Below are 13,637 nucleotides of genomic sequence, written 5' to 3'. Positions count from 1 at the left end.
CGCCCCCTCCTTGATGATCTCGAGAGACTCTCTCCAGAACGTCACATGAATGGAACACGTCGGACGAGTGCATGAACCACAGCAACTCGCCACTCGCCAGTTCCGCACCGATGTTCATTGCGTCATAGCGACCGCTGTCGAGGCCTGTGTTCCACACTAACGAATCACCCAACGAATCAAGGTATTCGACAGTTCCATCCGTCGAACCACCATCGATCACGATGTGTTCGACTCCCTGTGCACTCTGAGCCCGGACGCTCTCGATCGTGCGGACCAGCCCCGAAAGATCATTCCTGGTGATGGTAATGACGGTGACCGATGAAGTCATCGAGAAGCCCCTATCGCGAATGCATAGGCGTCGATGAGTGCTGTACGCGAACTCATGACGTCCACTGTTCGGTTGAAATATTGTGTCTTGGCTTGAACAGTCGTTCGGTAGTCCAGGCAGTCGAAGTAATGTGTGACGGCCATTGACAGAGACTCCGCAGTATTGCCAGCGACTGGATAGCCAAGCGAGACCATACTTTTGATGTCACGACTGATCACCGAGACACCGACCGCGGCGGCTTCCGCAGCGGAAATCGGAGCGCCCTCCCAGGCCGCGGTATGGAGATACAGCGAACTGGCGCGCACTTCATCCAGCACCTGTTCAGCTGGAATCCAGCCCGTCACCCGAACCCCGGATTCCACGAGACTTTCTTTCAACCCGGCTTCGCCGTCTCCTACCCACACGAACTCGAACCTGCTCGACAACCTTGCTGCAATATCGGCGAACAGTTGGGGATCCTTTTGGGGAAATATCCTTCCCACCATCACTACTCGGCTTCTTTCAGCCGATGCTTCCGCTGTCCGAGGGCTGCTTGCGCGCAAATATGCGCCGTGATCGGTCGGGGATACATTGCCGACCACGATGGAGGTGGAGGAGTTCGACAACTCCGTAGTCAACTCGGCTTCTCGTCCACTCACGGCAACAACGCACTGACGCCGAATCGAGAGTAGCCCACGCTCAACGGACTTGTAGAGTACCCGCGCCAGGGGACTGACGTCGGTGCGCTCGAATGCGTAACAGTGTGGGGTGTATACGATTCCAGCTCGGTGCCCCGGGATGATCCGGGCGAGACCGGCAAGACTGGAATGCAGGTGGAGAACATCGAAATCTCCCCGGCGCACCATACGAATCGCGGACAGCAAAAGTGCGGCCAAACTTCCAGGTACCAATGTCACGCTGAGTTCGGAGGGGAAATTGTATGTGCTCTGCCCGGCCCGTTCGCGAGCAATCACGCAGTGATGCATTTCTGGCGTCAACGCCTGATAGTTCAAGATCGCGGTGCTTACACCTCCTCCGAGCGCTTCCGTGACATGCAGAACTTTCATCGCGCACCATCCCTCGTCAGGCCGGCATCAACATGTGAGCTTCGAATATCGTCCATCGCAAGGTCTTCCGTCTCCGAAGTATCAACTGATCTTTTCCGCATACCCGAGGAGCACAAGAGAAGAATGAGAGGGCACAGGAAGGGAAGCAGACCGGTTCGATACGGTTGGATGGGCGCCTCCAGAAATCCCACAGCGACCGTAGTTACGATCAGCGCCCATGCCAAGTATCGATTTTCCACGTCAGTGGTCAGCAACGCCCAGGCCGCAGCGACGACAAGCACGGCAATTCCGAGAAACCCGACGGCAACGCCGAGTTCTAACCAAATGTTGTGCGCGGCATAGTTGGAGGAGAAGCGATACGCGTTATGCTCCGTCCAATAGTTCGCGCCGTGACCAACATTCGGACTCTCCGAAATCAGCTCCTTCGCCCTCATCCACAAAGCACCGCGATAGGTGTAATCGCGGAGCCCGTAAACTCGGAACACTGGCACAAAAGAAATCACCAACGCAACCATCGCAGCTGCCAGAGCCACAACCCGCGACATGCGGTTTCCGATACCGAGGACTACGAGGTAGCCGAGAACCAGACCGATCATCGCTGTTCGACTGCCAGAAATTTCGATCACGATGAGGCTCGCCAGTCCAACCGCCGCAACTGTGATCCAGTGTTGCCGATACACGGCAACGACGCTCAGCAGTGCGACACACAGCCCCAGGAAGTTGCCATTGCCTGTGATCGATGACGTGAGCACTTGGCCCGCCACAGTGCACTTGTCCAACCGACAGGTCTCGACCACAGCCTCAGGCCAGACGACGAAAACCACAGCCATGCTCAGACAAAGCGCAAGCAGACCCTGGTAACAAAGACGGGGCCAGTTCAGTACGTCAACCGAGAGCGCGCGGCACCACAGGAGCGTAGGCACAATCATGAATATCGCTCCGACGACACCGATGTCCACGACCCCGAAGATGAGGATCGGCATGATCGCCACCGCCATGACCAGTATCGCGGGGATATAGGGGAATGAATCTCGGGACCCGAGAGAGGCGATGAAAATCGCGATTCCGATGACAATCGAAGGCACGTAGGAGATCACGAAGACCGCGGAGCCAGAAACTGGAAGGTATAGGGCAAGGACGCTACCTAACACCGCCTTGAAAAGGACCGGCCATATCACCGATACCCAAAACCAGATCCCGATCAGCCCGCTTCTGGTACCTGTTGAGGTTTGACGGCGGGTTGGCAACACCGTCACCCCACGTACACGTGCGATCAGCAAGAGAAAAACACTGGCAAACAACAGGAACGAGAGGTTCATGTCATTGGCCAGCCGTCGGCAGGTGGCATGGCACAGCCAGGGAGCCGAGTAGGCGTTCCCTCTGGGACGCGACGGCCTCGATGCGTGAATCGATCAGGCGCCAGTAAGTGGCTGGATCGTCTCGTATCGATTCCACCGCGTCGAGAACGCGAGTTGCCGAAGTCCGTCGGGCATCGAGAACGTACTGTTCCAACCCCAGATCATGAAATGCTCCCCATGATTTTCGTTCGTAGCCCAGGTGCACACTCGGCTTTCCGGCGAGCAATGCAGACAACGATCCATGCAGGCGTGTACTGACAACGACGCGATTCTCCGCGCTCTCCAGATAGTGCTGCAATGGCTTTGGGGTTCCCGAGGAGTATTTGACGGTGAGTGGAGTGTCATTGTTTCCGCCACCGGTGGACTGAATCGCCCATACAACATGATCTGACCGAGCCAAGTCGGACAGAGTGTTCTCGTAGGATCCAGGGCGGGACAGCTCACGTGCCACGACTACCGGGCCATGCGTGATCTCGATAGTACGAGGTGTACGGACCTCCGCCATCTTGAGAACCGCCAGATCCGAGATTCGTTCGACATTGGTCAGGTCGGCGAACAATTCCCGTGATCGATCGTCACGAACGAGCACCTGATCCATCGCCTTCAGTGAACTCGCGATACGCCGACGGAGAATGTTCGGGAACGGACCGATACTCTGCGGCAGATAGATCTTGCGCGCACGACTTCGTGCGGCAAGATCGAGTTGACCGAAATGCGCCCCCGCAGTTTTCAGGGCCTCGGAAACGGACGAACCCCGAAGGTATCCGCCCCCGACAGCGACTATCAAATCCGCTTGCTCGAACAGTATCCTGACAGGTGCCGGCCCGCCGGTGACGGTACTGGCCAGCATGGAAACACGTACGGATGCCTTCTTTTTCGGGTTCGGAATCCATGCCGACGTCCACTGATGAAACTTGACATGATTCGCGATCGGATGGTGGCGGAACGATTCGGCATCAGTGGCAATCACGTCGACGACAGAATCCGGCCACACCGATCTCAGCAATTCGAGTGTTTCCTCCACCAGCAACCGGTCGCCGGAGTTTTGAGCACTGTATGCGTGAATGACCAGGATGCGCGGGTGGTCACGATTGTATTCGGGCAACGATCTCACTCCTGGTCGTCATGGTTCGGGACGCCTGCAAACCCATTGAATAGGCGAAATCTCGGTACTCGTCACTCGATACGACGCCGAGGGCGGACCGAAGGCTGGCCGCGCCGGTAAATGTGAGCACCGGCCCGGAGGTTCGCAGATCCTCGAATGCAGGTAGATGGGCAGCAACAACCGGCCGGCCGCGCGCCCACGCCTCCCATACGAACACAGGGTTGAGTTCGTTTCGGCTGGGCATAAATGCCGCGTCTGACCAATCCAGATAGGGCACAACGTCATCGACGCGTCCTACTAGTTCCACCGTATGCGAAGAAGGCTTCGTATTGCCGAACCGCCGTTTCAGGTCTTCTTCTTCCGGTCCTGATCCCAAGATCTTTATTTCACACGGAATCTCGATATCTGACAGCAGTTCGGGAATACGATCGAAGCCCTTCTGCTTGGATAGACGGCCACAGGCCAGGAGCCGTAGCGGTGCCCCCGAAGATTCACGACGAATGGTTTCTCTCGAGTCAACTCGGATCAAGTTCGGCTCGTAAACAAGCCGAGCGTGCGGTCCGTAACGTCGTTGACGAATCTGACTCACGGCTGATTCCGAAGGTGCGGTGATCAGCTTTGCGTGCCGAAGTGCTTTACGAACGAGCATGTTCTCGACCAGGGAGAAAACGCCAGTTTCATCCGCACTCGGCAACTGATGGAAGGTCGCAATCAGCTCACTCGGAAGACGTTTGAGCAAACTCGAAACGCCTAGTGCGACATGGCTACCCCTCATCAGTGAATAGACCACATCCGAATGCTGTAGATGTGTTGCTATGGCACGACTGGCTCCGACCAGTCCGCCAGGACTCCTTGGATAGTCGAGCATGACGAACTCGTCTGCGAGGTCCGCAACCTCGTTGAAGTCGCGGCAGCCTGCAAACAAAGTGACCACGGTCGTATGTGTGTCGGTAAGCCCGCGCAATAGCCCGCACAATGATTTCTGTGCACCCCCACCTTCCAACCAGGGCGCCACAACAAGCAACGACTTCAACTTTGGCGGTTCCGACACAAACTTCTCCTGGTCAATTTGCTCCATCACTTCCCAACATCGCCTTGAGCGCCTTCGCGACGATCGTGTTCTCGCTCGCCATCGACCAGTTGTCGACGTACGAAAGATCAAGGGGAGCTATGCCTTTCCACCGAGAACGTCACGAACTGAAGTCGGTCCCGAATCCGCATTCACGTCTCAGTACGCACCGTCACTGGCCAACACCGCTTTCAACGTTTTGCCGACGATCAATACATCACCCATCAGCGACCAGTTGTCGACGTACGAAAGGTCCAGTCGTACAGTCTCTTCCCAAGAAAGGTCCGATCGTCCACTGACCTGCCACAATCCTGTGATCCCCGGCTTGACAAGAAGTCGGCGACTGACAGTTCCGTCGTAGGCCTCGACCTCGCGGCGAAGCGGAGGCCTGGGGCCGACCACGCTCATCTCGCGCCGAAGAACATTGACGAACTGTGGCAGCTCGTCAATCGAGTAACGGCGCAAGAAGCGCCCGACCGGTGTAACGCGCGGGTCGTCGCGCATCTTGAAGAGCACACCGGCGCCGTCGTTCTGGGCCATCAACGACTCCACCTGTGAGTCTGCGTTCTGGACCATCGAACGGAACTTCAGCATCGGGAATGGTTTGCCGTCCAGTCCCATTCGCTCCGCTCGATACAACACCGGGCCCGGGCTCGAGAGCTTGACCGCCAGAGCCGCGGCCAGGAGAACAGGTGCAATTGCTGCCAGTAACAATGACGCGAAAATTACGTCGAACGACGATTTCGCAAAGCGTTGCGCACCATGATATTTCGGTCGCTCGACGCGTATCAAAGGCTGACCGGCCACCGGCCGCATCGACAGGCGCGGCCCCGACACGTCGACGATACTTGGCGCAACGACCAGATCTACGTCCCGCGATTCCAGATCCCAGGCAAGTGCACGGATGCCATCCGAGCCGAGATGTTCGGTTGCCGTCACGGCAACGGTGTCTGCGCCGACAAGTTCCAGCGCTTCGACTACCGATGTCTCACCACCGAGGAGCGGTATGTCACGCCCGTCGACTGCGATGGACTCGTCCGCGCGCCGAAGGAACCCCGGCACACACACTCCCACCACGCGGAAACCGTCTGCGCTACCCCGCTCGAAGTTTCGTGCAAGTTCAGCGCCGGCATCCTTGCTGCCCACCACCAGTACCGATGTGAGGCACTCCCCGCGAGTACGCCTTCGCACGATCACCCCACGCCAGAGCCAACGGCTCACCAGTAGCGCGAGAAGGCCGACAGGGAACGCGAATGCGAGGTAGAGCCGGGCGATATCGAGACGAAGCAGAAGGCTTACTATCGCAATGACGCCGAACAATCTCATCGCGGACACCAGGATTCGCCGATACTCCTCAGGACCGCTTCCGATCACACTCGCAGATCTGGTCCTGAATATCTGCAACGTCGCCAGCCACGCGATCACCACGCCGATCGACAAACCGGTGTAGCTGAACTGCCCGAGCTCACGAGCGTCGACGGCGGTCGGCGCGGCGCCGAATCGAAGCCACTGCGCAGCCGAAACCGCCGCTACGACAATCAGCGAATCCGTCACTGCCAGAGCACGTATGTATCGATGCTGCCACGCAGCACGCGAGGAAAACTCCGCACGGGAGTCCGGCACGATGCGCGGACGCCGATACCCGAGCGACGGCGCCATGGACATGTCCAATGCCGACATCTGACCAACCTTCCCGTTTGCGAGCCGCCAGGCCCCGACCGTTCTTCGGAATTTCCCGTTTGCACCCGAACGCTTCAGGCACAGCTAAAGATGGAGAAGAGCAAATGTTCCGCTTAGGTATCGGCAACATTGCAACTCGATAATCCGGAGGCATTGCACGTGCCGCGTGAGTACTATGAGAACATCTCCAAGGCCGGAGTTCAATTCGAATAATGTTGCAGGTCAAGACTCTAACCGGCAATTTTTCTTCCCAGCACACACCCAAAGGATGTTGGACGATCGTTCACGTTCAATCGCCGCAATGTCACGGTGCCATTTACGCTGTAGTTACCATTTAGTAGCTATAGTTCAGCTATTGAGTAAATCCGCGGAAACGTCGAGGGCTTAGGTCCCGACGACTGCAATAGCTCACAAAGCAGACATTGCCTCTCACTGCTGACCACAGTTCTTTCGCATGGGTAACTGGACCCGAATCCACGCAACCGAGAACCGTCCCTGCACGCCGGGGACCTATGTCCCCGTAGGTCGAATCCGCCGGACCTGATTGAACTTTCTGCAATTCGCAAGTGAATTGCCCTTCGATATGGAGTAATTCGGCAGACCCGAAATCCCGCCATGCCATCCGGCCAACCCAGACCCGCACTGGGTACCGAAAAAAAGATTTCAAAATTCCCACTATGTGAGATGTGAGCATGTGAGACGTTCCGGCCGGACTGCTCGGGGACTGGCGCTTCGACGTGGCGAGGGCGATATGTCTCGATCAAGTAATGTCTGCATATGGCGCCGGACCGATGGCGATGGTCGGCAGTGCCCAGCGGTGCGCAGCCTCGAATCGCACGCAGATGTCGGGTAGTAAGCGAATGGAACTGGAAATGTTGAAGATTCGTGAGATCCGCTCCGAGTCCGGGATCATTCCTCGACTCGCAGTGCGGTGGTTGATGATCGCGCTCGCCACGATCTTTGCATTTTGGCCCACCTGGACCAAGCTTTGGCAGAGCACGGCCAGCGGAACTGCCATCGGCTACGTCTTCGCTCTACCGCTCTTGTGCCTGGTTGCAGCCGTCGGAACAGACTTGAGGCGCGGCCCGGAGCTTCCGATTCACGATCGTGAGACCGACAAGATAGTCGGCTGCATCGGTCTCTTCGTCGCGTTGGGACTTCAAGCGCTCCTGCTACCGCGTTTCGCCGAGACCTACGAACTGATGCATATCGACGTCATCGCAGCCTGGGTATTCGTCTGGAGCGCAGCGGTTCTGATGTTCGGCCTCCGTCCGGTCAATCGGTACTGGGCAATCTGGGTGGTCCCGATCATCTTGGCGCCGCTGCATTACCGCGCCATCGCGACCGAAATGGGCGGGACTCGTTTCGACTACAGCGTCCTCATGGTGCTTGTCGCGTCTGCCGCGACCACGATCGCCGTCAGTAGAACGTGGAGGCGAGGGGCGATCGCCTTCGTCGCCGCAACGGTGCTCGGTGTGGTGATTCTCTACTTCACGATTCAGAAGTATCCCACTGCTCCGCTTTTCGCCGTGCAGTTGTTTCCGGCACTCGGAACCGCAATCGTCGTCGGCGGCGCCTTCTATCTGTACGAACGCCGGGGTAAGTCGCTCAAACCGTTCGACCGACCACTCCGAAAGCCCTCGACAGCCACAAGCAACTGGACCATCCTCGCGGTGTTTGCCGCCGCAGTGCTGATGTTCTTCACGCCGCTGCCATCGACAAGTTTGACAGTCAACGTCGGTCCGCCCCCGGCTACTGCGGATCCTCGACTTGTCGTTCCACTGGGCTGGCATCAGATTGGAGCATCCGAATACGACTGGCCCCGTCGCTACTTCGGCAGCACCTCCGAGCTGAGTCGTCAGACCATTCGGGCCGACACTCCGAATCCCGCTTGGGACTCACAGATGCGGCCTCGCACGGTACAGATTGACGTCGTCCAGGTCCGTCGACCCTCCACGCTCGCCGTGTATCCCAGCAAGACCACCTACGACCTGGAGAACGCGAGAGTCAGCCCGACGGTCACGCTGGAGCTGCCGCACGGGATCGTCGCCGAGATGTACACGATCGTCGACGACGCTCTCCTTCTCACATGGAGCAATCTCAATTTCGTCTGGACGCGGGGCGACGGAGCCGCGCAACGAGTCAGCCTGATCAGCGTCGACAATCACGAACCCGACGCCTACTTCCCCGAACCGAAGCCGTCGATGGCGTCCAACGGTAGCAATACCCTCGCCGTTCTACTGCGTGGTGAAACCTCGACCGAAGACACCGAATCCGAGTACAAGGACCTGGACATGCTCGAAGCACTCGCTCGACTACTCGTGGAGGCTCAGACGTGGTGAACGAAAACCGAAGCCAGTCCAACAGTGTCGTGGTCAGCGGTGACCCGGATACAGCGGAGTACCACGAGGCCGCCCTGCACGATGCAGTGAACGGTCTACGCGAGCGCCATCCGATCTCATCCGCCTCCGTGGCCTTCTATCCGTGGCAGCGAAATACGTTGTTGGCAGGCTTTGCGCTGGTCGTCGTCAGCCTCGTGTTCTTCCTCGTCCCGACTCTCATCGCGCTGACATTGATCTGCACCATTGGATACATCTGGGCGATGGTCGACCGTCTGATCTTGTTCACGAGGGGTCTCGATGCGTCCTCGATCATGACGATCAGTGACGAAGAGGCACTTGCTCTTTCATACGACGACCTTCCCACCTATACCATTCTGGTCCCCGCATACAACGAGCCTGAAGTCGTCGGCGACCTCATCGCAGCCATGCGAGCGATCGAGTATCCGGCAGACAAGATGCAAGTCCTTCTCCTACTGGAGGAAGACGACGCCGTCACTATCGAAGCTGCACTTGCCGCCGGTGTGGACGAGGTCGTCAGCATTCTGAAGGTGCCCGCGGCCGATCCACGAACCAAACCGAAAGCATGCAACTACGGTCTGCATTTCTCTACGGGCGAGATCGTGACGATCTACGACGCCGAGGATTCCCCCGACCCACTCCAATTACGTCGAGTAGTCGCAACTTTCGCGAAACTTCCCGAGAACACTGCTTGTGTTCAGGCCAAACTTGCATTCCACAACGGAACTCAGAACCTGTTGACCGCGTGGTTCACCGCCGATTACGCGCTGTGGTTCAGCTTCATCCTTCCTGGATTGATGCGGAGCAATTCACCGATTCCTCTCGGCGGCACCTCGAATCACCTACGCCGTAGCGTCCTCGACGAGATCGGGGCGTGGGATCCTTTCAATGTCACTGAGGATGCGGACCTCGGCGTGCGGATTGCAGAGAGCGGATATCGCACCGCGGTCTTGAATTCCACCACGCTCGAAGAAGCCAACAGTGACACGATCAACTGGATCAGACAGCGCTCGCGTTGGTACAAGGGCTATTTGCAGACGTGGCTCGTCCACATGCGCCAACCCGTCAAATTATGGCGAGGATTGGGTCCGATCGGCTTTCTCCGATTCACGATTCTCATGGCCGGCACACCTTTGGTCGCCACTTTGAACATGGTGTTCTGGCTCATCAGTCTGGACTGGATTCTCGGACAACCTGAAGTGATCCACCAGGTCTTCCCCAACTATGTCTATTTCCCCGCGTTGATCTCTCTGGCATTCGGTAATGCCGCTGTTCTCTACATGAACCTCGTGGCGTGCCGAGAAACGCGAAACGCGATGCTCCTCCTCGCCTGTCTGACTGCTCCGTTGTATTGGGTGCTGATGAGCATCGCGGCGATCAAGGGGACCTACCAATTGATTCGCAACCCGTCCTACTGGGAAAAAACCTTCCACGGTCTGAACACGTGACAACGCAACCCTCACGTTCTACACAGGTGTGAGTTATGTCTACTGATCCGCCTCACCCACAATTTCACCCGATTTCGGGTTTCACCGGAAAACGCACAGCTAGATGGTTGCGGTAAACACACAATCCAGTCACAAAACTTAACTACCGGTACGCGAGAACTGCGGTGATTGGTTGCCGAATGATCACAGATCAGCCGTCGAGCGCCTTACGTGTCGAGACGGCGCTGGCTTACCGCGCAGCACTCAGGCACTATGACCGGTATGAGCGGTTTTTCGGAATGGGTGAAGCATCAACTGGAACTTCGCCAAGAAACTGACGTAGCCGATGCTGCGCGTGCGCTGGGAATACGCCCCTCCGAACTCGGTCGGTGGCTGTCCGCGAAACGCCCCCCCACGCAGGACACGATCAGAACTGCTTGCCGCGTCTTCGACGTCCACGTCCAGGAAATTCTTGTCGCGGCGGGCTACATGACACCTGACGAGTCGGGTCTGGACGACAAGCCGATTTCGCTGTCGTCGCTCAGCACGCAAGATCTCCTCGATGAGCTGGCGAGACGCTCCGCGTCGCATAGCCTTGCAAGTCAGTAGGTCAGCTGCGGATCCGGCTGATCCAATCGTTCCTTGAGCCAGACTCGCAACTCCGGTCCGTACTCGGTGCGACTGAGCGCATGGTCGAGAGATGCTCGCAGAAAGCCTCCCGGGTTACCAAGATCGTGGCGGGTTCCGTGATGGACGACGACGTGAACCGGATGCCCCTCCGCGATCAACAGCGCTATCGCATCCGTCAGTTGTAGTTCGCCACCCTGCCCGGGTGAGATTCGTCTGAGCGCGTCGAACACGGCGCGATCGAGAAGGTATCGTCCGGCCGCGGCGAGAGTGGACGGAGCATCCTCAGGAGCCGGCTTCTCGACCATGCCGATGACGGCAAGCACATCGGGATCGCTGCCCTCCACAGGTGTTTGGACGTCGAATACTCCGTAGGCCCCAACACGATCGGGCGCGACGTCGAACGCGCACAGCACAGAACCACCACGCTCGGCACGTACCTTCGCCATCGCGTCGAGAATGCCGCAGGGGTGGACCAGATCGTCGGGAAGCAGCACCGCGAACGAGTCCTCGTCCGCATCCAGCACCGATTCGACCAGACCGACAGCGTGTCCCAATCCCAGCGGAGACTCTTGCACAACCGGCTCCACCGAGATCAGGCCCGGAGCCCGACGCACACGTTCGAGTAGATGGTGCTTCCCGCTGGCGGCGAGCTTGCCCTCGAGCACCAGGTCCTCGACGAAATGCCCGACGACCGATGCCTTGCCCGGCGCAGTGACGATCACCAGACGTTCCGCGCCTGCTTGCGCCGCTTCGCTGGCGACCAGCTCGATCCCGGGTGTATCGACCACGGGGAGCAACTCTTTCGGAACCGTCTTGGTGGCCGGGAGGAAACGAGTCCCCATTCCGGCAGCCGGAACCACAGCAGTCTTGAAAGGCCGTTCAGCGCACCCAGTCATCGTTCACCTCTCCGCTCACGCGATGTTTCACACACTTACCGTTACGCGCATGCAGCGGTCGTCCCCTCATTTCGACGACCGAAGCTCACACCGCATGTACAGCCTGCGCACAAGGTCTACCGGGCGGCCGATGCCGCCGCAAGTTGACTCGAACTCGGAATTCGTTGCGCGCGAGAGCTACACACCACCCCTCGATGTCACTTCCACGAGGGGCGCGCCGCACTCCGCGCACTACCCGTTACCGCGGCGAACGGTTGTGATCGTATTTCGACGTTGACCACGGCGGGACGTAGCAACTGACCAAAGAGACAGGTACGACACAACTTCCGAACTCAGCGCCTCAACCGGACCGTCCCCAGCCGACCCGGACGTAGGTCCTGGAGGCGTCGCATCGATGGTCCCGTGCGACTTCACCAGCCTTCAAGTTCGGTTATCCACAGGTGAATGCCACTGAATACCATTGAATACGAACGAAATACGATCATCACGCCGCAACACCAGGTTCAGGTTGTTATCAAATCGTGACCATACTCCCACTGGGCGGAACTCCCAGTGGACTACTCGCAGTGTCCTAACTTGCCAGTGAAGCAATCACGTCGAAGAGTGGATCGTCAGGCCCGATATCCATCGTGCATTCGTTCGGCCGTGGATCCGGCACGAATGCCCACAGGAGAGCTCCGGCCGTACCGGCCACCTTCTGCCCCGTCAGCTTCGTCTCGATATTCGTGGCTCTGGTCGCCAGTGATTCACAACTGCCTGCCAATTCGCCTGTCTCGGCGACCAACAACGGCTTCCCGACGTTCGCGGCCTGTTCGATGCGACGCGCCAGTCCGTTCCACTGGTCGCCCGGAAGCGGAACCCCGTCTGCTCCGTAGTCGTGATACTGCAGAACGTCGACGAAGTCGGACTCGCTCACGTATTGGTAGTCGTCACCCGCAGTGCCGCACTGACCGCCCCCGACGTATCCGGCCGTGATCAGGATGTTCGGATCGATCGCCCGAAGTTCGGCGCCTGCCGTGTCGAAGAACTCCCGCAACACCTGCGCGGAATCAGACGGGCACGTTCTTGTCCACCAATTGCAGGCGGCATCGGTACACAGGCTCGGTTCCGGCTCCCCCACCAATTCCCACGCCGCGACGGAAGGCTCGTTCTTCCAACGGTCGACGGCGGTGTGCATCCAGTCCTGGAAGCTCATGGTGGCTCGACCTGGGATCAGGTTCGCGACCTTCCACTCGTCGGTGTACCAGTCCCTGGATTTGAACAGCCCGTCATCACACCCGCTGTCCTGGGGTGAGAGCACCGGAATCGTGAACTGATTGTGTCGCGCCGCAGCGTCGAACACCGCGTCCATCGGGCCGAAATCCATCTCCCCGGACACCTTGTTCACCGCGAGCGCCTGGAACGCGTTGAAACGCGTGACGGAGTTCGGTGGCAGAGAACCGAAGTAGGCATCGAGATCGACCATGGCGCCACAGCCGAAGTTCACCGACCAATCAGTGGCCAGTTGATAAGCATTCAGCCCGGTAGGCCACCATGGCTGTCCGTCGAGCGTCAGTCCGCTCGACGACACTCCCACCCGAACCGTCTTGGGCGAATCGGCAACCACCGGCGTCGTGAACATTCCTGTCACCACCGCGACGGTTGCAAAGCTGACTACAGCGGCAGCGATACGGCGACGCACTGTGCCAGGCACACGCGGACGCACTTCTTCAGAAGACATCTACAACCATCCACGTCA

The 13,637-nt window shown here is 58.4% G+C and carries 10 protein-coding genes and 1 pseudogene; 3 read left to right on the top strand and 8 right to left on the bottom strand.

Annotated elements, in window-relative coordinates:
• Window positions 1-37 precede the first annotated feature (37 nt).
• The 6 genes and pseudogenes from ABH939_RS19390 to ABH939_RS19365 form a co-directional block, all read right to left on the bottom strand.
• Window positions 38-328 (bottom strand): annotated as a pseudogene (locus ABH939_RS19390) (glycosyltransferase); the annotation flags it as partial.
• Window positions 325-1,374, bottom strand: a complete 1,050-nt coding sequence (locus tag ABH939_RS19385) for a glycosyltransferase (protein ID WP_007726612.1) — start codon at window positions 1,372-1,374, stop codon at window positions 325-327. The gene ABH939_RS19385 and the pseudogene ABH939_RS19390, both read right to left, overlap by 4 nt.
• Window positions 1,371-2,693, bottom strand: a complete 1,323-nt coding sequence (locus ABH939_RS19380) for an O-antigen ligase (RefSeq protein ID WP_270008671.1) — start codon at window positions 2,691-2,693, stop codon at window positions 1,371-1,373. Before ABH939_RS19380 ends, ABH939_RS19385 begins: the two co-directional genes overlap by 4 nt.
• A 1-nt stretch (window position 2,694) precedes the next feature.
• Entirely contained in the window at window positions 2,695-3,846 is a 1,152-nt protein-coding gene (locus ABH939_RS19375; RefSeq protein ID WP_231916139.1) for a polysaccharide pyruvyl transferase family protein, read from the bottom strand.
• Complete coding sequence (locus ABH939_RS19370) at window positions 3,818-4,915, bottom strand: glycosyltransferase (protein WP_054187557.1); 1,098 nt, start codon at window positions 4,913-4,915, stop codon at window positions 3,818-3,820. The genes ABH939_RS19375 and ABH939_RS19370 overlap by 29 nt, the downstream gene beginning before the upstream one ends.
• A gap of 150 nt (window positions 4,916-5,065) precedes the next feature.
• Window positions 5,066-6,586: a sugar transferase gene (locus ABH939_RS19365; RefSeq protein WP_007726602.1), complete on the bottom strand. Its 1,521-nt coding sequence runs from the start codon at window positions 6,584-6,586 to the stop codon at window positions 5,066-5,068.
• Between the two features lie 872 nt (window positions 6,587-7,458).
• Here ABH939_RS19365 and ABH939_RS19360 point away from each other — a divergent pair.
• The 3 genes from ABH939_RS19360 (at window position 7,459) to ABH939_RS19350 (ending at window position 10,982) form a co-directional block, all read left to right on the top strand.
• Window positions 7,459-8,928 (top strand): hypothetical protein, encoded by a 1,470-nt coding sequence (locus ABH939_RS19360; protein WP_232508984.1) that lies wholly within the window; start codon window positions 7,459-7,461, stop codon window positions 8,926-8,928.
• On the top strand, window positions 8,922-10,394 hold the full coding sequence (locus tag ABH939_RS19355; RefSeq protein WP_376137774.1) for a glycosyltransferase: 1,473 nt from the start codon (window positions 8,922-8,924) through the stop codon (window positions 10,392-10,394). The genes ABH939_RS19360 and ABH939_RS19355 overlap by 7 nt, the downstream gene beginning before the upstream one ends.
• A 261-nt stretch (window positions 10,395-10,655) precedes the next feature.
• Window positions 10,656-10,982 carry a helix-turn-helix transcriptional regulator gene (locus ABH939_RS19350; RefSeq protein WP_228232489.1) on the top strand — a complete coding sequence of 109 codons (327 nt, stop codon included), beginning with the start codon at window positions 10,656-10,658 and terminating at the stop codon, window positions 10,980-10,982.
• On the opposite strand, the gene ABH939_RS19345 is transcribed toward ABH939_RS19350, so the two are convergent.
• Together ABH939_RS19345 and ABH939_RS19340 are read right to left on the bottom strand one after the other, a co-directional pair.
• Window positions 10,976-11,899: a UTP--glucose-1-phosphate uridylyltransferase gene (locus ABH939_RS19345; protein ID WP_007726597.1), complete on the bottom strand. Its 924-nt coding sequence runs from the start codon at window positions 11,897-11,899 to the stop codon at window positions 10,976-10,978. The genes ABH939_RS19350 and ABH939_RS19345 overlap by 7 nt on opposite strands.
• A gap of 571 nt (window positions 11,900-12,470) precedes the next feature.
• Window positions 12,471-13,619, bottom strand: a complete 1,149-nt coding sequence (locus tag ABH939_RS19340) for a cellulase family glycosylhydrolase (RefSeq protein WP_052027882.1) — start codon at window positions 13,617-13,619, stop codon at window positions 12,471-12,473.
• Between the last annotated feature and the right edge of the window lie 18 nt (window positions 13,620-13,637).

Origin of the sequence: Rhodococcus sp. 27YEA6, from assembly GCF_044908235.1 — a bacterium.
In the GTDB taxonomy this organism is placed as follows: Bacteria; Actinomycetota; Actinomycetes; order Mycobacteriales; family Mycobacteriaceae; genus Rhodococcus_F; species Rhodococcus_F qingshengii.
Note: the sequence above shows the minus strand (reverse complement) of the source record. Positions and strands in the feature narration are given on the sequence as shown.